This is a genomic window from Nitrobacter sp. (genome assembly GCF_051535235.1).
GTDB lineage: Bacteria > Pseudomonadota > Alphaproteobacteria > Rhizobiales > Xanthobacteraceae > Nitrobacter.
This window is the reverse complement of sequence record NZ_JBPPLZ010000007.1, coordinates 164,012-184,499: the sequence shown is the minus strand read 5'-3', so window position 1 is coordinate 184,499 and position 20,488 is coordinate 164,012. Positions and strand designations below refer to the sequence as shown.

At 62.5% G+C, this 20,488-nt stretch carries 25 protein-coding genes, 1 other RNA gene and 1 riboswitch; of the genes, 15 read left to right on the top strand and 11 right to left on the bottom strand.

Annotation, left to right across the window (positions count from 1 at the left end):
- Positions 1-57 precede the first annotated feature (57 nt).
- The 3 genes from ACS3WA_RS11670 to ACS3WA_RS11660 form a co-directional block, all read right to left on the bottom strand.
- Positions 58-738 (bottom strand): AAA family ATPase, encoded by a 681-nt coding sequence (locus tag ACS3WA_RS11670; protein ID WP_438276298.1) that lies wholly within the window; start codon positions 736-738, stop codon positions 58-60.
- A gap of 192 nt (positions 739-930) precedes the next feature.
- Positions 931-1,242 (bottom strand): hypothetical protein, encoded by a 312-nt coding sequence (locus ACS3WA_RS11665; protein WP_438278676.1) that lies wholly within the window; start codon positions 1,240-1,242, stop codon positions 931-933.
- 116 nt (positions 1,243-1,358) lie between these two features.
- Positions 1,359-1,514 (bottom strand): hypothetical protein, encoded by a 156-nt coding sequence (locus ACS3WA_RS11660; protein ID WP_438278675.1) that lies wholly within the window; start codon positions 1,512-1,514, stop codon positions 1,359-1,361.
- Between the two features lie 126 nt (positions 1,515-1,640).
- Here ACS3WA_RS11660 and rnpB point away from each other — a divergent pair.
- Positions 1,641-2,093: RNase P RNA component class A (gene rnpB, locus ACS3WA_RS11655), an RNA gene on the top strand.
- Positions 2,094-2,234: 141 nt separating this feature from the next.
- On the opposite strand, the gene ACS3WA_RS11650 is transcribed toward rnpB, so the two are convergent.
- Positions 2,235-3,455: an extensin-like domain-containing protein gene (locus tag ACS3WA_RS11650; protein WP_438278674.1), complete on the bottom strand. Its 1,221-nt coding sequence runs from the start codon at positions 3,453-3,455 to the stop codon at positions 2,235-2,237.
- A gap of 75 nt (positions 3,456-3,530) precedes the next feature.
- On the opposite strand from ACS3WA_RS11650, the gene ACS3WA_RS11645 reads away from it, so the two are divergent.
- Together ACS3WA_RS11645 and ACS3WA_RS11640 are read left to right on the top strand one after the other, a co-directional pair.
- Entirely contained in the window at positions 3,531-3,704 is a 174-nt protein-coding gene (locus tag ACS3WA_RS11645) for a hypothetical protein (protein ID WP_438278673.1), read from the top strand.
- A gap of 284 nt (positions 3,705-3,988) precedes the next feature.
- Positions 3,989-5,545 carry a DUF4403 family protein gene (locus ACS3WA_RS11640; RefSeq protein WP_438278672.1) on the top strand — a complete coding sequence of 519 codons (1,557 nt, stop codon included), beginning with the start codon at positions 3,989-3,991 and terminating at the stop codon, positions 5,543-5,545.
- 76 nt (positions 5,546-5,621) lie between these two features.
- On the opposite strand, the gene ACS3WA_RS11635 is transcribed toward ACS3WA_RS11640, so the two are convergent.
- Together ACS3WA_RS11635 and ACS3WA_RS11630 are read right to left on the bottom strand one after the other, a co-directional pair.
- Entirely contained in the window at positions 5,622-6,134 is a 513-nt protein-coding gene (locus tag ACS3WA_RS11635; protein WP_438278671.1) for a PRC-barrel domain-containing protein, read from the bottom strand.
- Between the two features lie 304 nt (positions 6,135-6,438).
- Positions 6,439-6,639: a hypothetical protein gene (locus ACS3WA_RS11630; RefSeq protein ID WP_438278670.1), complete on the bottom strand. Its 201-nt coding sequence runs from the start codon at positions 6,637-6,639 to the stop codon at positions 6,439-6,441.
- Positions 6,640-6,985: 346 nt separating this feature from the next.
- On the opposite strand from ACS3WA_RS11630, the gene ACS3WA_RS11625 reads away from it, so the two are divergent.
- The 10 genes from ACS3WA_RS11625 (at position 6,986) to ACS3WA_RS11580 (ending at position 15,025) form a co-directional block, all read left to right on the top strand.
- Positions 6,986-7,366, top strand: a complete 381-nt coding sequence (locus tag ACS3WA_RS11625) for a transglycosylase SLT domain-containing protein (RefSeq protein WP_438278703.1) — start codon at positions 6,986-6,988, stop codon at positions 7,364-7,366.
- Positions 7,367-7,531: 165 nt separating this feature from the next.
- Positions 7,532-7,658, top strand: a riboswitch (TPP riboswitch).
- Positions 7,646-8,677 carry an FAD-dependent oxidoreductase gene (locus ACS3WA_RS11620; protein WP_438278669.1) on the top strand — a complete coding sequence of 344 codons (1,032 nt, stop codon included), beginning with the start codon at positions 7,646-7,648 and terminating at the stop codon, positions 8,675-8,677. It overlaps the preceding riboswitch by 13 nt.
- 4 nt (positions 8,678-8,681) lie before the next feature.
- Complete coding sequence (gene thiS, locus ACS3WA_RS11615) at positions 8,682-8,879, top strand: sulfur carrier protein ThiS (RefSeq protein ID WP_292616478.1); 198 nt, start codon at positions 8,682-8,684, stop codon at positions 8,877-8,879.
- A gap of 152 nt (positions 8,880-9,031) precedes the next feature.
- Positions 9,032-9,814, top strand: a complete 783-nt coding sequence (locus tag ACS3WA_RS11610; RefSeq protein ID WP_438278668.1) for a thiazole synthase — start codon at positions 9,032-9,034, stop codon at positions 9,812-9,814.
- Entirely contained in the window at positions 9,801-10,409 is a 609-nt protein-coding gene (locus tag ACS3WA_RS11605) for a thiamine phosphate synthase (protein ID WP_438278667.1), read from the top strand. The genes ACS3WA_RS11610 and ACS3WA_RS11605 overlap by 14 nt, the downstream gene beginning before the upstream one ends.
- Positions 10,410-10,418: 9 nt before the next feature.
- Positions 10,419-10,805, top strand: coding sequence for a hypothetical protein (locus ACS3WA_RS11600; RefSeq protein ID WP_438278666.1), 387 nt, complete (start codon positions 10,419-10,421; stop codon positions 10,803-10,805).
- Positions 10,806-10,830: 25 nt separating this feature from the next.
- A complete protein-coding gene (gene thiC, locus ACS3WA_RS11595) occupies positions 10,831-12,795 on the top strand; it encodes a phosphomethylpyrimidine synthase ThiC (protein ID WP_438278665.1) in 1,965 nt (654 codons plus the stop codon).
- The gene (locus tag ACS3WA_RS11590; RefSeq protein ID WP_438278664.1) at positions 12,795-13,304 is read left to right on the top strand and encodes a mismatch-specific DNA-glycosylase; all 510 of its coding nucleotides are present in this window, start codon (positions 12,795-12,797) and stop codon (positions 13,302-13,304) included. The genes thiC and ACS3WA_RS11590 overlap by 1 nt, the downstream gene beginning before the upstream one ends.
- Before the next feature lie 6 nt (positions 13,305-13,310).
- Positions 13,311-13,904 carry a TMEM175 family protein gene (locus ACS3WA_RS11585; protein WP_438278663.1) on the top strand — a complete coding sequence of 198 codons (594 nt, stop codon included), beginning with the start codon at positions 13,311-13,313 and terminating at the stop codon, positions 13,902-13,904.
- Between the two features lie 173 nt (positions 13,905-14,077).
- Entirely contained in the window at positions 14,078-15,025 is a 948-nt protein-coding gene (locus ACS3WA_RS11580; RefSeq protein WP_438278662.1) for a YiiG family protein, read from the top strand.
- A gap of 60 nt (positions 15,026-15,085) precedes the next feature.
- On the opposite strand, the gene ACS3WA_RS11575 is transcribed toward ACS3WA_RS11580, so the two are convergent.
- A complete protein-coding gene (locus ACS3WA_RS11575) occupies positions 15,086-15,520 on the bottom strand; it encodes a hypothetical protein (protein ID WP_438278661.1) in 435 nt (144 codons plus the stop codon).
- A gap of 496 nt (positions 15,521-16,016) precedes the next feature.
- Here ACS3WA_RS11575 and ACS3WA_RS11570 point away from each other — a divergent pair, with 496 nt between their 5' ends.
- Positions 16,017-16,271, top strand: coding sequence for a helix-turn-helix domain-containing protein (locus ACS3WA_RS11570; RefSeq protein ID WP_438278660.1), 255 nt, complete (start codon positions 16,017-16,019; stop codon positions 16,269-16,271).
- Between the two features lie 32 nt (positions 16,272-16,303).
- On the opposite strand, the gene ACS3WA_RS11565 is transcribed toward ACS3WA_RS11570, so the two are convergent.
- Together ACS3WA_RS11565 and ACS3WA_RS11560 are read right to left on the bottom strand one after the other, a co-directional pair.
- Positions 16,304-16,744, bottom strand: coding sequence for a hypothetical protein (locus ACS3WA_RS11565; protein WP_438278659.1), 441 nt, complete (start codon positions 16,742-16,744; stop codon positions 16,304-16,306).
- 38 nt (positions 16,745-16,782) lie between these two features.
- Positions 16,783-17,049: a DUF2277 domain-containing protein gene (locus ACS3WA_RS11560; protein WP_438278658.1), complete on the bottom strand. Its 267-nt coding sequence runs from the start codon at positions 17,047-17,049 to the stop codon at positions 16,783-16,785.
- Between the two features lie 237 nt (positions 17,050-17,286).
- Between ACS3WA_RS11560 and ACS3WA_RS11555 the strand changes: the two genes are divergently transcribed.
- A complete protein-coding gene (locus tag ACS3WA_RS11555) occupies positions 17,287-19,380 on the top strand; it encodes a S9 family peptidase (protein WP_438278657.1) in 2,094 nt (697 codons plus the stop codon).
- 64 nt (positions 19,381-19,444) lie between these two features.
- Here ACS3WA_RS11555 and bfr read toward each other — a convergent pair whose 3' ends face one another.
- Positions 19,445-19,927, bottom strand: coding sequence for a bacterioferritin (gene bfr / locus ACS3WA_RS11550; RefSeq protein WP_292613819.1), 483 nt, complete (start codon positions 19,925-19,927; stop codon positions 19,445-19,447).
- A gap of 176 nt (positions 19,928-20,103) precedes the next feature.
- A complete protein-coding gene (locus ACS3WA_RS11545) occupies positions 20,104-20,367 on the bottom strand; it encodes a (2Fe-2S)-binding protein (RefSeq protein ID WP_438278656.1) in 264 nt (87 codons plus the stop codon).
- Positions 20,368-20,488: the final 121 nt, after the last annotated feature.

The window sequence follows — 20,488 nt, the reverse complement described above, 5'->3', positions numbered from 1 at the left end:
CAGGAAACGACAAACGCGCGAAGCCGCGCGCTTCATCATTCCGCATCAGCCTGCGGGTCAGGCCGCGTTCTTGTGCATGGTCCCACTGGAGGACACAGCTCCCCGGATCGCCTTGACGGAGCGCTCGATCGCCGCCCACAGCCGTCCGATCTCCGAGGCCGCGCGCCCCTGGGAATCGTATTCGCGGGCGCCCTCGCCGTGTGCAAGCGCCAGCAGGAGGTCGGCGCGATTGGTGACCTGGCCGCTCCAAACCGGAGCGCGGAATTTTGCAAGAGCCTCGCGGGCAATGGTGACGATAGGGCTTTCAGAGCCGTCGCGCATTGCGGGTGCGCCGTTGATGACGACGGCATAAGGCTTGCGCGCGGAGCGGCAGGTCTGGATGGTGTCCTGCACCGCATTGACATCGAAGACGCCGGGGCGCGCAGGGATGACGACCATGGTTGCATTCCGGATAGCGTCGTCGACGACGGCCGACAGGTTCGGCGGCGTGTCGATAAAAACCCACTCGAAGCCGTCACGCTTGGCAGAGTTGATGATCTCGGTTACGGAGCGGTTGGCTGTCCGGATCGGAGGTTCGTTGGTGCCGCGCAGCTTGTGCCAAAGGGTCAGCGATCCCTGCGGATCGGCATCCACCAGCAGACAGGGCTTCGAAGCCTTATGAACTTGCGCAGCAAGATGAGCAGCCAGGGTGCTTTTACCTGAGCCGCCTTTACGCGATGCGAAAACAATAACGTTCATACCTTGGCCTCCAGATTGCCCCGGGATGCCAAAATGAATCAGCATGCTGATTCGTTAAAGACAAATCTTGCTGTCAATCGCCTCTTTGCGTCGATTTTTCATGCAAAAATGACATTTGAGTCACACTCCAGCGGATATGTGAGTCACATTGTCGCAAAAAAGATCACAAACGAGTCGTCGCGAGAACAAACTTCACGATGAGCGTTTCGCCGCTTTTCGCTCCATCCATTTGCGTTCGATCCATCCGAGCATCCGTGCCATTGGTCCTTGCAGGAACGGCACATCCTGCGCGATCAGCAGAAGCCCCAAGGGTAACATCCACAATCCCAGCACCGGCAGAAAACTGAAAATGCCGCCGACGATCAGCAGCATCGCCAGCGGGGCGCGGGCGAACCGCGAGGACGGCTTGCGCACCCAGCCCAGGAATTTCGCCAGCGACGGCGGCACCCTGGCTTCAAACCATGCAAAATGCCGATCCAGTTCCGCTCGGTGGTGATTGCTCATCGTTTGCTCCGTGGCGGAAGATGTGGATCGGTCGCACCGCGACAACGCGGCGGGATGTCGCGCAAGCAGCACCGGCTGCGGATATGGATCAAACCGACAGGCGATCGGCTTTCAACTTAGAAACCGAACGTCCAGACGACGCCCACCACCGCCAGCGTCAGGAGCGCGCTGAGGCTCCAGCCGATGGCATAGTTGGTCTCCTCAGGCACGATTCCCCGCATATCCTCGATTGGGACGCCGTGGGTCGGGCGCCAAAGGCGCAAATCGGTCATGACAACCTCCCTTTGCGGTCATTGCCGCAGGGACTCAATGACCACGGGCGGCGAGAGTTCCGCCGGACCGCCAGGGCGTGAGGACGTGGCTTGACGCCGTCGCGCCCAACCGTCATGCGTATCGCGTCAGTCGGCCGGACGGCCGCTCCTGCTAACGCCGAAAGGCTTTCGGGAGAGGAAAGTCCGGGCTCCATCGACATGCGGTGCCGGATAACATCCGGCGGGGGCGACCCCAGGGAAAGTGCCACAGAGAACGAACCGCCGTTCCTACCCTGCCCTTCCTCGCTTGCGGGGAAGGATAAGGGAAAGAGCGGTAAGGGTGAAAAGGTGCGGTAAGAGCGCACCGCGTCGCCGGCGACGGAGACGGCATGGTAAACCCCACCGGGAGCAAAACCGAATAGGGACAGCATCGCGAGAGGTTCGCTTCGGCGATAACATCGCAGGGCCGTGTCGGGCCCGCTGTCCGGGTAGGTTGCACGAGGCGACGTGCAAACGTTGTCCCAGAGGAATGGCCGTCGCGTATCGTGTGCGCAAGCGCGCGATGCCCTACAGAACCCGGCTTACAGGCCGGCTGATATGTTCGCGGAAGCTCGCGCTAACAAAACGCATGCGACTGTGAAGATTGTAAATGAGGGGTTCGGCGCACCCACGCCGGACCCCTCGCCATTTCAGGAATTCAGCAGACAGCTTGTGAATATCGACGCCGCGCTCTGCGTGGCGCTACTCGTCGTCGTCATCGTGGCGGTGCGAACGGCTCGTTCTGCTGCCCAGCGATCCCGTCGCCGCAGGCTCGCGGCTGGCATACGAGCCCCGCCCGGCGCGCGCCGCGATGTCCTCGCCGGAGACCGCCGGCGGCTTGCAGATCGTGCGCCCGCTCGCGCGGCGCATCAGATCGACGTGGATGTGATTGTAGTGATAGACGTTCGCGCCCGGCGCCAGCACCGTGGTGAAACGCTGACAGGCCGCGCCTTCCACATCGCGCAGAAAACCCTGCTCCTCCGGCAGACCCTTCCAGCCATGCTGCACGGACACGTATCGCCCGTCCGCCAGCGTGAATCCCGCGATATCCAGCGCATTGCCGAAGGCGTGCTCGGAGATATGCGCGTGTGGATTGCCGTTCATGCCGCGACAGGAATAGGCGGAGATCTGCTTGATTTCGACGACGCGCGCGCCGAACCAGCGCATCGCCGCCGGCTGGACCGCATCCGCAAGCCAGCGATCGAGCACTGAAACAATCGGACAGGCAAGCGTCGCGGCCGGCTTCACAACGACAGGCCCGACCGCGCTGGTGATCGTCCCGCGCGCAGGTCCAAGGCGCGGCAGCGGCAAAGCCTGTTGTGACGACCCCAATCCAGGCGTTGCGGGGTATGCGGACGATCGCTCGCCGCCATAGAGCCGGGATTGTGGTTGGGATTGCGAGCCCGGATAGGGTTGCGCGTAACCGTCGGATGGATAGGACGATGCGCGATCTGTATCCGGCGTTCCTTCCGGCGGCAGTTCGATCCCGTCTTCGACAGGACGCACGCCGGGCGCAGTCAGCGAGACCGGGCCGCTCGAGGCGCCGCCATAGGCGGGCTGACGAGCGGCGGTCTCAGGATAAGACGGTGGCGGAGACGACGGCTGCGCGATCGGCCAGCGCGGCTGATTGCGACCGATCGAGGCGGGAGGCCGAAGATCCTCATCGGCGAAGCCATAAGTCGGGCTTTCACCGAGCGCCGAGACCTTCAAAGGAAATTCGGCGCCGCAGATGCCGGGACCGTTGATCGGGCGGATGCGAACAAGATCGGCGTTTTCCCTGACCTCGCCGGATTTCAGACAAGCGGCTTCAGCCTCGGCCCGCCACGGCTCGCGTTCCGCGGTCTGAAAAAAACCGCGTCCGCAGCCTGCCAGCGACACAAGGACGACGGAGCCGACGAGATACAAGGCAACTCTGCGCGTCATCCGCGCAAGTTCGACGAATTTATTTAAGGCTTCTTCAACGCGTTGTGTTCAGTCATTTTTAACGATGTTGCCGCGGTGCACAATGGAACGCCGGGAACGGGTTGCGAGCCTGCCGCGTTGGGTTGCGAGCCTGCCGCGTTACGAGGGACCAAGGGGAGTCGTCACATGACTTTCGCCGGCCGCATGAGCATCGTGACCGCCTATCTCGCGCTCGCCTTTGTCGGCGCGATCGTGCTGGGCATTTTCTAGCGCCTCGCTTCTGACAGACTGAAAAGCGAGGCCGCGAGGCTCCATGATTTTGTTTTGACGCGTTTCTCGACGCAAACCGGTATCATCCTCGGGTCAAGCCCGCAGGACATGCTTCGCCCTAGCGACCAGCCGCACCACAATCCCCGCGATATTGGTCCCTCCGATATTCGCAGCCTTCGCGGGGCTGCGACGTCTTGCATTCGCATCACGGCCGCTGCCGCGCGCTGGCCTCCATCGCCCGCCGCCTGTAGACTCGCCGTGGGGCAATTTTCGTCGGGGAGCCAATGCGGCCTGGGTTCAACCTCAAGACCATCCTGCTTGGCACCGGAATCCTTGCGGTGTCCTTCTTCGTCAGCCTCAAGGCCATGGACTGGTTGTCGCCGGCCGCAATCAAAAAGCCCGTGCTCGCGGCATTGCCGCCGCTGGCTCCTGTCAATCGCGCGTCGAGCATCATCGCCCCGATCACGATTCCGCTCGCCGTCATTCGCGACGCCGCCGACCGAGGCGCGCCGCGCAACTTCGCAGGCAAGGCAAACAACCCGGTCGCGCAGATTCTTCAGAACGCGGACATCGGGTGGACAGCGTCGCGCGGTGCGATCAGCGCCGCAGGCGCCAACAACGTGCTGTCGCTGTCGACGCCGCTGACCGGCACCCTCAAGGTCACGGGGACGCTGTCAGCTGAGGCTCAGGGCGCGATCGGCAATGCGCTTGGAAACCTGCTGGGCGGCAACGTCGCCAAGCAGATCGGGCGCGTGAACATCAAGAACCTGAACGCCAATGCCGAGATCAAAGGCAATGTCGTGATGACCGCGCGGCCGGTGCTGACCGCGAATTGGCGCATCGACCCCGAGATGAGCGCGCAAGTCCATCTCGGCGACACCAACCTTTCGGTCGCCAGCGCCCGTGTCAACGTACCCTCGCAGGTCAAGCCGGTCATCGACAAAGCTGTCAACGAACAGCTCGCGGCTCTGCAACAGCGCATCCGCAACGATCCGGTTCTGGAGCGCGGCGCGCGCGTGCAATGGGCACAGATGTGCCGCTCGATTCCGCTGCAGGGGGCGGCCGGATTGCAGGACCTGTATCTCGAACTGAAGCCGGTGCGCGCCGTCGCGGTTCAGCCGCGCATCGATGCAAGCAACGTTACGCTGACGCTCGGCATCCAGGCCGAAACGCGGATCACCGGCACGAGGACCAAACCGGACTGTCCGTTCCCCGCAACGCTCGCCATCGTGCCGGCCATGCCAGGCAGACTGAGCATCGGCGTTCCGATCGACCTACCCTTCACCGACATCAACAAGGTGATCGAGGCCCGGTTCGCCGGCAAGACGTTCCCCGAGGATGGCAGCGGCCCGGTCGGCGTCACCGTCAAACAGGCCAGCGTCGCGGCGGCCGGCGACCGACTTCTGATTTCGCTGCTGGTCGATGCGAAGGAAAAGAAAAGCTGGTTCGGCTTCGGCGGCGAGGCCACGATTCATATCTGGGGCAAACCCGTGCTCGATCAGGCTCAACAAACCCTGCGGCTGACCGATATCCGGCTCGCGGTCGAATCCGAGGCAGCGTTTGGCCTGCTCGGCGCAGCCGCGCACGCCGCGATGCCCTATCTGCAACAGGCTCTGGCCGACAAGGCGACGGTCGACCTCAAGCCGTTCGCATCGAGCGCGAGAGAAAACATCGCCGCCGTCATCGCGAATATGGAGAAAAGCGAGGACGGGGTCCGCGTCAGAGCCGAGATCACAAGCCTCAAACTCGCCGACATCGCGTTCGATTCAAAAACGCTACGCGTCATTGCGGAAGCGGCGGGCGTCGTGAATATCGAGGTCAGAACGTTGCCGGCGCTATAACGAGACAAGCGTTACGTCGCACAAACGCGCCCGGCCAAAACCGGGCGCGATGCTGTGCCAATTCGATCCGGGCCGACTACTCGGCGTATTTGAACTCCGTCATCGACTTCAACTGATCCTTGGTGGCGCTGAAGACGGCATGATCCGGATACCACGGATTGGTCTTCGCTGATGCTGACGTGGTGGAGCCTGTCGTCGAGCCTGTGGTGGTGCCGCCGGCTGGCGCTGTCGTCGACGAGGCCGATGTCGAGGGCACCGGGGTATCGACGAACTTCAGCTTGTCGAAGGACACCGCGACCAGGTGCTCGCCGACGCCGAGGAACCCGCCGACGCCAATCACCGCGGCGTTGATCTTTCCGCTCTTGTCCATCAGCATATCGCTGATCGAGCCGAGCTTCTCGTTGGAGTCATTATAGACGTTGAGGCCGATCATTTTCGACGAACGCCAGTCGCCATGATAGCCGGATTCTGACGAGGTAGCCGCCGGAGCGCTCATGGTGTTCGTCGTGCCGCCTGGCGTCTGGGCGACCGCCGTTGTCGCCAGCAGCGCGGACCCGATCAATGCGACGGTAATATGCTTGGCAATCATCACTGTACCTCCTTCGATTTTGGAAAATCAGTAGCCAGAACCCACAACCGAGGCAGTCGTTCCCCGGAACAACACGACCGCCAGGGTTCCCACGAAAGGGCGAAGGATCTTCAGCAAGCGACGGACGCGCGAGAACACCGACGCGGAGGCGTGGCGAACTGATTGAGAATTCGCACGCGCGGCATCGTTTAAAAAAGCGGCGCGCTGACGAAGATCGGATGAACGGCGCGCACGCATCAGCGTCGCTTCCGGACATGAGCGGACGCGTCATGCGACGGTATGCCTCAACGCGAGCTGCCTGCCCTCAGGCCGCGATCGCGCTCGGCTCGCTGTTGGTCTCGGCGAAGAACGCGATCGCTTCGAACTGGTAGCCGCAGCGAGCGCACTGCCAGAGATACGCGGTCCGGCGCGGTCCGTTTTCGAACCAAACCGGCGCGGCGATCGGGCGGCCGCATTGCGCACAAGGATTTTGATGAGGCAAATAATCAGATACGGCAGCGACCATGACGCTCTCCCATCTGCTTTGCGTTCGCGGATTTCGCCCGCGCGGCGCGTCACGAAATCCGCAGCGATCCTAGACTCAGGCTCGCGACAAATTTGCGACGTTTCGCTTTGTTGATGCGAAATTGATGAAAGACGGATGGGGATGGGTTCCTGTCAGTCTCGCGGTATGTCTTAAAACCTTGCGTCGGAACCTTCGATTTGCCACAGGAAAGTCGCGATTGGGGCGATAGAAATTAAGGCAGATTGTGAGGGCGACCGTGATTTTTCGTAAATTTGCTCCGTTTCTTATTGTGGTTGTGCTGGCATTGCCGCAGCCGGCATCCGCGCAGCGCGCGCAATACGAGCCGATGGTGGCGGCGCATGCGCAAGCCAACGGCGTTCCCGTCGAACTGGTCCACCGCGTCATCGTGCGGGAGAGCCGCTACAATCCGCGCGCCGTTCACCGGGGCAATTACGGCATGATGCAGATCAAGCTCGCGACCGCGCGCGGCATGGGCTACACCGGCACCGCCGAGGGACTGCTCGACCCCGAAACCAATCTCACCTACGCCGTGAAGTATCTTGCCGGCGCCTATCGCGCCGCTCACGGTAACCACGACCGGGCCGTGGCCTATTATGCCGGCGGTTACTACTACGTGGCGAAGCGGCAGCGGCTGCGTGCTCACCAGGAGACCATGAGCGCCGCCGCGGAATTTCCCAGCGCGCCTCTGTCGATCGTCCCCCACTAAGCGTCTCGATCCAGCGAGCCTGATCTGCGGAGCGAGGTGGCGGTCCGCACATGCACCGCCGCGGCTTTCGCTATTCGCGGCAAAGCATAATTTCGGGTAAAATGCCGGAACCACGCGAAAGGCTGTGTTCCCGCGTTGACACGCCGATTCATCGGCCTAAATTAGAGATGTTCCGAGGGGAGCTCCGTCAGGGAGCTGAGATATCGCCCGTTCGCAATTCTCGCGACAGCGCGGTGACCCTTTGAACCTGATCCGGGTCATGCCGGCGAAGGGACAGGGATGTTTCAGAATACACGTGAGATACGTGGGGATTCCCCCATCGCGGTGATCGGCGCAGGCATTGCGGGCGCATGGCAGGCGCTGCTTTTCGCCAAGGCGGGTCACGCCGTCACGCTTCACGAACGCGACACCGACGCGATGACGCAGGCCACCAGCCATTGGGCGGGCGGCATGCTGGCGCCGTGGTGCGAGGCGGAGGTTTCCGAACCTCTCATTACGCGTCTCGGCCTTCGCTCGCTGGCGCTGTGGCGCGAGCATGTTCCGAATACCCCCTTCAACGGATCCCTGGTGGTGGCGCACCCGCGCGATCGCTCCGACTTCGAGCGTTTTGCACGCATGACGTCAGGGCACCGGCGCATTCAGGCCAATGACGTGAGCAGCCTCGAGCCCTCGCTCGACGGACGGTTTCATGAGGCGTTGTTCTTCCCGGACGAAGGCCACGTCGAGCCGCGCCGCGTGTTGCCCGAGTTGCATGCGCGCATCCGCGCCGCCGGCGGGGTTATCGCGTTCGGCAGTGCGCCCGAGCCCGCCGACGTCGAAGGCCTTTTAAGCGAAGGTCTTGCAATCGATTGCCGCGGCCTCGCCGCGCGCGACGCGTTTCCCGATCTGCGCGGCGTCAAGGGCGAGATGGTGATCGTCGAAACGAGCGAGATCGCGCTGTCCCGCCCGGTGCGCCTGCTGCATCCGCGCTGGCCGCTCTACATCATTCCGCGCGAGGGCAACCGCTTCATGATCGGTGCCACCTCGATCGAGCGCGAGGACGACGGCGTCAGCGTGCGTTCCGCGCTGGAACTGCTCAGCGCGGCCTACGCCGTGCATCCGGCTTTCGGCGAGGCGCGGATCGTGGAGATCGGTTCAGGTCTTCGCCCTGCGTTTCCCGACAACCTGCCGCGCCTTGCAATCGGCAAGGAACGCATCGCCGTCAACGGGCTTTTCCGCCACGGCTTTCTGCTAGCGCCGGCGCTGGCGGAACTGACGCTCGGCTACGTCGCGCGCGGCGAGATCGACAACGAGGTGATGCAATGCGGGTGACGTCATGCAAGTGACCGTCAATGGCGAACGGCGGGAGATCGCGGCGCAGACAGTCGATGCGCTGCTGAACGAACTTGCCTATGAGGGCACGCACGTCGCGATCGCCGTCAATTTCGAAGTGCTGCCGAAAAGCCGATGGGAGGACGCGATTCTGAAAAGCGGCGACGAGATCGAGATCATCACGCCGCGGCAGGGAGGGTGACGATGGACTTGTTTGCTCTCGCAACAATACTTGACGTCGTTCCGGGGTGCTCGCGCAGCGAGCGAACCCGGAATCCGGACACTTCTGCAACCGGCGCAACTGGATTCCGGGTTCGCGCCTTCGGCACGCCCCGGAATGACGGGGAGATTTGAATGGTCAACTTCTACGGCAAGTCGTTTTCCTCCCGCCTGCTGGTCGGCACCGCGCTGTATCCGTCGCCGAAGATCATGCAGGACGCGATCCGCGCCGCCGGCAGTCAGATCGTCACGGTGTCGCTGCGGCGGGAGACCGCGGGCGGCAAGACCGGCGACGCATTCTGGTCGCTGATCCGCGAACTCGACGTCACCGTGTTGCCGAACACCGCCGGGTGTCGCAGCGTGCGCGAAGCCGTCACCACGGCGAAACTCGCGCGCGAGCTGTTCGGCACGCCGTGGATCAAGCTCGAGGTGATCGCCGACAACGACACGCTGCAGCCCGACGTCGTCGGCCTGGTCGAAGCCGCGTCGATCCTGATCAAGGACGGTTTCGAGGTGTTCCCCTACTGCACCGGGGACCTGAGCGTCGCCATGCGGCTGGTCGATGCCGGCTGCAAGGTTGTGATGCCATGGGCCGCGCCGATCGGCAGCGCCAAAGGCATCACCAATCGCGACGCCTTGCGGCTGCTGCGCGAGCGGCTGCCCGATATCACGCTCGTCGTCGATGCCGGCATCGGCGCCCCCTCACACGCGGCGCACGCTCTCGAACTCGGCTACGACGCGGTGCTCTTGAACACCGCCGTGGCCAAGGCCGCCGATCCCGTGGCGATGGCCGGCGCATTCAAGCTCGCGGTCGAAGCCGGCCGCAGCGCTCATGAAGCGGGCCTGATGGAGGCCCGCGATTTCGCCTCCCCGTCAACGCCTGTGGTAGGGACACCGTTCTGGCATGCCGTATCCTGATCGGTTCTATCCCGTCGTCGATACGCTGGACTGGGTGCGTCGCCTGGCCGGACTCGGCGTCGGCACGGTCCAGTTGCGCGCGAAAGACCTCAACGACGGCGAGGCGCTGCAGCTCGTCAGCGACGCGCTGGAGATCGTCAAGGGCACGCCGACGCGGCTCGTGATCAACGACTACTGGCGCGCGGCGATCGTCGCCGGCGCGGAGCATGTCCATCTCGGCCAGGAAGATCTCGCGGAGGCGGACGTCGGCGAGATTCGCAAAGCTGGGCTGACGCTCGGCCTTTCCACCCACGACGAAGCCGAGCTCGAAACCGCGCTGGCGGCCGAACCAGACTACGTCGCGCTCGGCCCGATTTTTCCGACCACGCTGAAATCAATGCGCTTCGCGCCGCAGGGCATTCCAAAAATCGCCGAATGGAAAAAGCGCGTCGGCAATATTCCGCTGGTCGCGATCGGCGGCATCAAGCTCGAACAGGCGACGGAAATTTTCGCCGCCGGCGCCGACTCGATCGCCGTGGTCAGCGATGTGACGCAGAATCCCGATCCCGACGCGCGGGTGAAAGCGTGGCTCGAACAGGTCACCGAGGCCGCATGAGGTGCCGTCATGCAGACGTCCGTCTTTATCGCGCGGCTGATCGGCCCGGTCATGATCACGGCCGGTCTTGCCGTGCTGCTCAACCGGCAGAGTTTTCATGCGATGGCCGAGGAGTTTTTGGCCAGCCGCGGGCTGATGTTCCTCGGCGGGCTGATGGTGATGCTTGGCGGCCTCGCCATCGTGCTGACCCACAATGTCTGGACGTCGGACTGGCGCGTGATCGTGACGCTGTTCGGCTGGCTGCTGGTTTTCGCCGGTGCGATCCGCATCATCGAGCCGCCATTCCTTTATGCGGGCGGGCGCGCGTTCCTGCACCAACCCGCCATGGCGATGATCGCCGGGCTGATCTGGCTCGCGATCGGCATCGTCTTCAGTCTTCTCGGCTATTTGCATTGAACTCGTCTCGAACCGGAGAAACGCCATGAACATCCGCTCCAATCCGGACAAGACCCGCCCCGCCGTCACCACCGGCTCCCTGCCCGCTTCGCGCAAGATTTTTTCGGTGCCGGAGGCCGCGCTGGACCTGCGCGTGCCGCTGCGGGAGATCGTTCTCTCAGAAGGCGCGGGCGAGCCGAACCTGCCGGTCTACGACACCTCGGGCCCCTATACCGACCCGAATGTCATCATCGATGTCAACGCCGGCCTGCCGCGCACGCGCCTCGCCTGGGTGAAGGAACGCGGCGGCGTCGAGGAATACGAAGGCCGCGAGATCAGGCCGGAAGACAACGGCAATGTCGGCGCGAAGCACGCCGCCGCTACCTTCAAGGCACACCACAAACCGCTGCGGGGCGTCGGCGATGCGCCGATCACCCAGCTTGAGTTTGCCCGCGCAGGCGTCATCACCAAGGAGATGATCTACGTCGCCGAGCGCGAGAACATCGGGCGCAAACAGCAACTCGAACGCGCCGCAGCCGCGCTGGCCGACGGCGAATCCTTCGGCGCGTCGGTGCCGGCCTTCATCACGCCGGAATTCGTGCGCGAGGAGATCGCGCGCGGCCGCGCCATCATCCCCTGCAACATCAACCACGCCGAACTGGAGCCGATGATCATCGGCCGCAATTTCCTGGTGAAGATCAACGCCAATATCGGCAACTCCGCCGTGACATCCTCGGTTGAAGAGGAAGTCGACAAGATGGTGTGGGCGATCCGCTGGGGCGCCGACACCGTGATGGACCTCTCGACCGGGCGCAACATCCACACCACCCGCGAATGGATCCTGCGCAATTCGCCCGTTCCCATCGGAACGGTGCCGATCTATCAGGCGCTGGAAAAGTGCGACGGCGATCCGGTGAAGCTGACCTGGGAGCTTTACCGCGACACGCTGGTGGAGCAATGCGAACAGGGCGTCGATTACTTCACCATTCACGCCGGCGTGCGGCTGCCCTACATCCATCTCACCGCAAACCGCGTCACCGGCATCGTCTCGCGCGGCGGCTCGATCATGGCGAAGTGGTGCCTCGCCCATCACAAGGAGAGCTTCCTCTACACGCACTTCGAAGAGATTTGCGACCTGATGCGCAAATACGACGTGTCGTTTTCGTTGGGCGACGGCCTGCGTCCCGGCTCGATCGCCGACGCCAACGACCGCGCGCAATTCGCGGAACTCGAAACGCTCGGCGAACTGACGCAGATCGCATGGAAGAAGGGCTGCCAGGTGATGATCGAAGGCCCCGGCCATGTGCCGATGCACAAGATCAAGATCAACATGGACAAGCAGTTGAAAGAGTGTGGCGAAGCACCGTTCTATACGCTGGGCCCGCTCACCACCGACATCGCGCCGGGCTACGACCACATCACATCAGGTATCGGCGCCGCCATGATCGGCTGGTTCGGCTGCGCGATGCTCTGCTACGTGACGCCGAAGGAGCACCTGGGACTACCGAACCGCGACGACGTCAAGACCGGCGTGATTACGTACAAGATCGCGGCGCACGCCGCCGATCTCGCCAAGGGCCACCCGGCGGCGCAACTGCGCGACGACGCGCTGTCGCGGGCGCGGTTCGATTTCCGCTGGCAGGACCAGTTCAATCTCGGTCTCGATCCGGAGACGGCGGTCGCCTTCCACGACGAGACGCTGCCGAAGGAGGCGCACAAGGTCGCACACTTCTGCTCGATGTGCGGGCCGAAATTCTGCTCGATGAAGATCACGCAGGACGTGCGCGACTACGCGGCGACGCTCGGTGACAACGAGAAGGCGGCGCTCGGTCTAAGTGCGGGTGTGACGATGAAAGGGACGATCGAGCAAAAGGAGAATAGCGCCGCAGGCGCTACCGAGCCGTCTGAAATCGAAAGAGGCATGGCTACCATGAGTGCCAAGTTCAAGGAGATGGGCTCAAGCGTCTATCTCGATGCGGAGAAGGTGAAGGAGAGCAACAAGGTGTTGTGATGACCCCTTCGGATAAGCTTCCAGACTTACTGCAAGAAAATTTGAAAACGATTTTTGTCGGAGCCGCTGCAAGTACCGTCTCGGCGGCTGCGGGGCATTATTACGCGCATCCACGTAATAAATTCTGGAACACGTTATATGAGGTGGGCATTACCCCTCGCCAGTTCAAACCGAGTGAGTATCAGCAACTGCGTCCACTCGGAATCGGTTTAACCGACCTATGCAAGATTGATGCTGGCTCCGATCATCACCTCGCAAGCGAACAATTTGATGTAGATTCCTTTCGTCAAAAAATCGGACAGTATCGTCCAAAAAGTATTGCGTTCACCAGCAAGAAAGCTGCCAGCGTGTTTCTTGGATGCCGCACCCATCAAATTTCGTTAGGTCGCCAACCCGCCTCCGCAACAGGCTTTCCTGAAATTTTTGTTTTAACCTCGACTTCTGGAGCCGCATCAGGTCATTGGAGCGCGGCACCCTGGCATGAGCTTGCCCATTGGATTAAGATGTAAGTCTTCATGATCCCCAAATCCCGCCTCGATGCGCTGACCGACGGCGTGTTCAGCGTCGCGATGACGCTGCTGGTGATCGACCTGAGGCTGCCGGAAACATTCCAGCCGCAGAGCGCCGCGGACCTGCTGCATCGCATCGTCGAGCTCGGCAGCCAGCTGCTGGTCTATGTCATCAGTTTCTATGTGCTGGCGCTGCGCTGGACCGGCATGGTGAAGCTGGCGCCGCGCGGCGAGGAGGTCAGCGAGGCCTATACCAAATGGGCGATGCTGCATCTTCTGCTGATTACGCTGGTGCCGTTCACGACGATGCTGATCGGCCGCTACCCGACGCTGGCGCCTGCCGTCTGGTTCTATGCGGCGAACACCGTGGCCTTCGCGCTTGTGGCGGCACGCATGGTCACGTTGTCCGAACACCGCACATCGGAAACGCACAAGATCGAAGACCGCATCGGCCTGAGCATGCTGATCGCCTCTGCCGTCGTCGCCGTTCTCATCAGCCTCGTCGAGCCGAAATGGGCGCTGCTCGGCTTCGTGCTGAATTCGTTGGATGCGCCCCTTCGGCGGCTCGTCAATCGGCGCGGCAATCCGGGACGCGGATAGGCGATCCGGGACTGAGTTGACAGTTGACAATCCGCATGTCGCTCGCTCATGCGGCCACTTGCCCAGAAGGCTAACAACTGACGGAGACGTTCCCCGCGCTTGCAACAAGCGCGAACCTTTTGCAATCTGCCGCGACAAACGCTGGGATCGTCAGCATCGCGAGGAAAGAAGCCATGACGCCGTTTCGGGCGATTGCTCTGTTGTCCGCCGCAGCCTTCGGCCTTTCTCTCGCGTCCGCCACTGCGCAAGACAAGACGTCCTCCTCCCCGCCGCCCTCGCAACTCATCGAAAAGCTCAACGCCTATGTCGGCTGCATCAATCGTCTGTCGGAGCGGTCGTATGAGTCCCGCAACCGTTACTTCTCATGGGCGAAGAAAACCGGGCCGACCGGCAAGGAGCGCATCATCTATGGCACCTACACCATCTACGACACGTCGGATTGCAAAAAGAGCGTCGAGAAGGCCAATGCGCTCGAGCCGCGCGATGCCGATCTCGAGGCCGCTGCTTCCGCCTACGCCGAAGCTGTCGGCAAGCTCGAGCCGCTGCTGAAAGAGGCCGACGAGTATTACGAGCAGGAGAACTACAAGGACGACAAGATGGCCAAGGGCAAGGCGCTGCATCCGCGCCTGGTCGCGGCGTGGGACGCATTCGCGAGCGCCGACAAGAAGCTGCGCGCCGGCGTCGAGGCCATCAAGGACAGGCAGGCGGCGGAGCAACTCGCCGCGATCGAGGCGAAGGAAGGCCGCAAGGTACGCTATCACGTCGAGGCGCTGATGATCCACGCCAAACGCTTGCTGCGCGCGGAGGATACCGACAAGCCGGACATCGCGTCGATCACGACGGCGCTGGGGGACTATGAGGCCGCGGTGAAGGCGGCCGAAGAGGCCTCGGGCAAGAACGGCGACGCGAAACTCGGCTCGTTCTTCATGAACAACGCCAAGTCATATCTCACTTCGGCGAAGCAACTGATGCGCCGCATCCGCGACAAGGTGCCCTACAGCCAGGGCGACCGCATGATGCTCGGTGGCGGCGGCGGCTGGATGGTCGAGGGCTCGCCGCCGCGGCTGCTCCGCGACTACAACCAGTTGATCGAGAGCTATAACCGCGGCGTCACCATCTGAGCCGACCGCGAGCGTTCCGCGCCGGCGCGTCGCCCTATGTGTTGACGCGCGCCCGCGTCGCTATCGCATCGTGATCGCAAGCCCGGAGAGATCGGCGTTGGCCATCAGGCCGAACTGGCGGCCGGACAGTTCCAGCACCGCGCCCTTCTGGTTGCTCAGCACGATGGCGCGGGCGCCGCCGCCGATGGCAAGGCCAGCGCCGGCTGCTCCATAAACGCCGGCGACATCCGAAGGACGATTGATGCGGCTGACGCGGCCGTGCAGCACGGTCTTCGATCCTCCGAACACCAGGCCATAGTCCAGGCCGCCGATCGAGAGCGGATAGCGTCGGCCGTGAAAGGTGAGCGTGCCGCCGCCGCCGGACGCGCCGATGATCCAGCCGCCTTTATAGATCGTCAGCGTCACCGTGCCGCTGTCGGCGCGGGCTGTGGAGCACAGGCCAAGGCAGACGACCAGCGCGATCATAACGGCGCGAAGCCGGGATGTTGACGGCATGGGAGCATTCTCCGGAGTTCGAAGGAAGAACATGATTCGGATGGCTCGCAAGCGTAAGGAGCGAACGCGGCAAGCGCAATCGCCGGCATCGGCGCATCCACGTTTCGCGAGACCATTCGCGATCGCAGCGACAGCGTCACAGCCGCTGCGCGGTGCTGTCCGGTTTCGTAACGGCGATGGCGGCCGGGAGATAGACCGTGACGTGCGTTGCGCTGCCTTCGACCGGGACAGCGATTCGCCTCTGCATGAGGCCGCAATCGGTGCTTGCGATGAACGGAAACACAATTCGCGTTAAATTCCGTTTTGCGCATCACATTCTACTGTTACGCGCATTTCTCGCGGTCAAAATCGAGCAATTTCCCTTGTTTTTCAGCTTGCCCCGCGATCACATCAATTGTTAAGAATCTGGTAACCATATCATTAGCCATATGGCCGGGGATGGGGGTCTCAATCCAGTCGGCTTCCTCGGAAATGGAAGCAGCTTCGGGAGGGACTGATGACCCAGGATTTGCAATCCGGCGCGCAACGTCCGCAGCAGGCTCAAGCTGCGCTCACGCCGGATGCGGTGATTCCGCTGTTGGTCGGCGCCACGGTCACCGAAGTCGAACGGGAGCTTGTGTTGCAGACGCTTGCGCGTTGCGACGGCAACCGCACGCGCGCCGCAAGGGTTCTCGGCGTATCGGTGCGCACGCTGCGCAACAAGATCCGGCAATATGAAGCCATGGGGTTGGATGTGCCCGATCACGGCTGACGGTTGGCGGGCGGCGCGATGTTGGGGAGCCTCTACCGGCGCGGACATTCCCGATAGCCGAACTTGTCGATGATATCCGCGCCGGAGATGGCGTGGAATTCCAGCGTGTCCATGTAGTGGTGGTCCATCACATACTGACGCAGTTTCGGATTATAGGCATTCAGCATGCGCCGCGTCGATGCAGCGTTGATCCGCCGCTGGCGATCATGCCCCGAATGAAACAGAAGTCGCGCGCTACGCTCGACGCAGACATTCCGTACGCCGAGGAACAGCGTGCAGTTCGACTGGCAGTGTCCCTCGATACGGAACAGTTCGCCCGTGGCGTTGACGCGGTCGATTTCCGGTTGAAAGTCCTTGATCCAGCCGCCCATGCCGAACCGTTCCGACGTCGCGGCGCGGGCCGAAGACGGCATTGCCGGGCAAAGCAGTCCGGCCAGACAGAGCGCGCCGACAAGACAATTCAGGTATTTCATCTTGCACCCTTCGTTATCGCCATTAAGCGCCGGCACGATCAGCCGAACCGCGTCCGGCTGCGTTCACGTGCCTTCTCCGCTTCCACCGCGCGGTCGCGCGCAGGCGCCTGCGTGTGCAGCGACGCCAGCAGATGATGCGCGGCGTGCGCGACGTCATGGACGGCGCGATCGAACGCCGCTTTGTTCGCCGCCGACGGCTTGTTGAAGCCTGAAAGCTTGCGCACGAATTGCAAGGCCGAGGCATGAATCTCCTCGTCCGTTGCCGGCGGTTCGAAATTGAACAGCGTCTTGATGTTACGGCACATGAGGCTCGTCTCCGGCTCAGCCCCTCGCGAAGCCGGATCATACCGCGTCACGGCCAGTGCCGCCACCGGCATCCCGCTGTCAGGATACGCCGGCAATCGCTTGCCGCCGCGGTTCAGCCCTCCTGGAGTCTTCACCATTTCACGGAAACGGTGAAGGACTCCAGCTTTTTGATTTGACGCGTTTTCTTCACGCGAACCGGATTCCACTTCGCTCGAAAACGCTCTATGAACAGCATCATGACATCGACGCCCCCCAAGGCCGAACGCCGGCCGCACACCTCCACCCATCACGGCATCACCGTGACCGACGACTATGCCTGGCTGAAGGACGCGAACTGGCAGCAGGTGCTGCGCGAACCGTCCTTGCTGGCGCCGGACATCCGCGCCTATCTGGAAGCCGAGAACGCCTATTCGAGCGCCCTGCTCGCTGCGACCGAGCCACTGCAAAAGCAGCTCGTCGCGGAAATGCGCGGCCGCATCAAGGAGGACGATTCCACCGTCCCCTCGCCCGATGGGCCCTTCGCCTATTTTACCAAATACCGCGAGGGCGGCCAGCACCGCATGATCGGGCGGCAGCCGCGCGACGGCGGCGACGCCCGCTTCCTCCTGGATGGCGACGCGCTTGCCGGAGGCAAGAAATTCTTCAAGCTCGGTGATGTCAGGCATTCCCCCGACCATCGCCTTGAAGCGTGGAGCGCCGACGATCGCGGTTCGGAGTACTTCACGATCCGGACCCGCGACTGGGACAGCGGCGCCGATCTCGCTGACGTCATCGAGGAGACCGACGGCGGCGTGGTATGGAGCGCGGACTCACGCGCCTTCTACTACGTCAAGCTCGACGATAATCACCGCCCGATGCAGGTCTATCGCCACCGGCTCGGCACGCCGCAATCCGACGACGTGCTGGTTTACGAGGAGAAAGACGCAGGCTGGTTCACACATATTCATGAGAGTGCCAGCGGCCGCTTCTGCGTCATCGCCGGCGGCGATCATGAAACTTCCGAGCAGCGGCTGATCGATCTCTCCAGGCCCGATGAACCGCCGCGCCTGATCGCGGCGCGCGAGGGCGGCGTGCAGTATTCCGTCGCCGACCGCGGCGACGAGCTTTTCATCCTCACCAACGCCGACGGCGCCATCGATTTCAAGGTCGTGACCGCGCCGCTTTCTGCGCCCGAACGTGCGAACTGGCGCGACCTGATCCCGTATCGTCCCGGCACCTATGTGCTCGATCTGGAAGTTTATTCCGGCCACATGGTGCGGCTCGAACGCGCCAACGCGCTGCCGTCGATCGTGATCCGCGACCTCGCGACCGGCGACGAACACGCAATCGCCTTCGACGAGGCCGCCTATTCGCTCGACACCCACGGCGGCTACGAATTCGACACCACCACCCTGCGCTTCAGCTACTCGTCGATGACGACGCCAACTGAAGTGTTCGACTACGACATGGCGAGCCGCGCGCGCACGCTACGCAAGCGCCAGGAGATTCCGTCGGGACATGATCCTGCAAACTACGCCACCACACGCATCATGGCGAAGGCGGACGACGGCGCCGAGGTGCCGGTGTCGATCCTGCATCGCAAGGATTTTGCGCGCAACGGCCGCGCGCCGCTGCTGCTCTACGGCTATGGCTCGTACGGTCTTGCGATGCCGGCGTCATTCTCGGCCAACCGGCTGTCGCTGGTCGACCGCGGCTTCGTCTACGCCATTGCCCACATTCGTGGCGGCGCGGACAAGGGCTGGGGCTGGTATCTCGACGGCAAGCGCGAGAAGAAAACCAACAGTTTTGACGATTTCGCCGCTTGCGGCCGCGCGCTGATCGCGGCGAACTATACGTCGGCGAAGAACATTGTCGGCCACGGCGGCAGCGCCGGCGGCATGCTGATGGGCGCGGTCGCCAACCGCGCCGGCGAGTTGTTCGCCGGCATCGTCGCGGAGGTGCCGTTCGTCGACGTGCTCAACACCATGCTCGACGACACGCTGCCGCTGACCCCGCCGGAATGGCCCGAGTGGGGCAACCCGATTGCAAGCGACAAGGACTTCCGCACCATCCTGTCATATTCGCCTTACGAGAACGTCGCGGCGAAGGACTATCCGGCGATCCTCGCCATGGGCGGACTGACCGATCCGCGCGTCACCTATTGGGAGCCGGCGAAATGGATCGCGCGGCTGCGCGCCACCATGACGTCAGGCGGCCCCGTTCTGTTGCGAACCAACATGGGCGCGGGACATGGTGGCGCCTCCGGCCGCTTCGACCGCCTTGATGAGGTTGCCCTCGCCTATGCCTTCGCCCTGTGGGCGGTGAAACGCGACCAGGCGTCAGCGGACTGACGACAGACGCAAAAAAAGCCGGCGCTCGAAGGCGCCGGCTTTTTCGGAAAGCGGAAGCTCGCGATCAGTCGTGATCCATTTCGCCGATATGTTTCTGCGAGTAAAGCTCGACGCCGATCTTCTTGATGAGATCGATCTGGGTTTCGAGGAAGTCGATATGGCTTTCCTCGTCCTTCATCAGGCTCTCGAAGAGGTCGCGGGTGACGTAGTCCTTCACGCTGTGGCAGTGGGTCGCGGCCTCTTCATAAAGCGCGCGCGCCGAATATTCCGCCTTGAGATCGCAATCCATCACCTCGCCGACGTTCTGGCCGATGTGCAGGGGATCGAGCACCTGCAGATTCGGAAAACCATCAAGGAAGATGATGCGGTCGATCAGCTTGTCGGCGTGTTCCATTTCCTCGATGGATTCGGCGCGCCATTTCTTCGCAAGATCCTTGATGCCCCAGTTGTCCAGCAACCGGTAATGCAGCCAATACTGGTTGATGGCGGTCAGTTCGTGGCGAAGCGCCTTGTTCAGGTATTCAATAACTTTCGGTTCGCCCTTCATGGAGCAGCTCCTGTTCTATATGTTTTGATGCTGGCAGGCGGCCGTCGCGCCCGCCGACCTAATTTAGAATACTTCTAAATCAGATTCGGCAGCGCAACAACCCCCAAGAAAGGACGGTCAGCCATCCGCCGGCAAAGCGAGGCCAAAAAGGCTTTCGGCGATGTGGTAATGGGACGTCAGAGGGTGATTTCGGTCTGAATTTGAATTTGCTCGACTTCTGCGTGCATTGCGGAGTGGGGACACCCTTCGCAACATTTCCGGGCACAAGCGCCCAGCGCTTCCTTGATGATGGATCTGATCGTTCGGGCACATCGACCGCATTCGGCACTGCATCCGAGACATCCGTAGACCTGCCGGGGAGAGCGACGCAGGTCGTCCGGTGCTGTTACGGCGGAGCGAACATCGTGATCGGTCAATACGTTACAGGAACAAACAATCATAAACGGAACCCAATAGTGGCACGCGGACCCGGGCCAATATTGTTGGAGCACGTCGCGAAACGCAAAGGGAAAACCGGCTTTTTGAAGCTATTCCAAACTGCCGGAGGAGCGATGCAGCCAG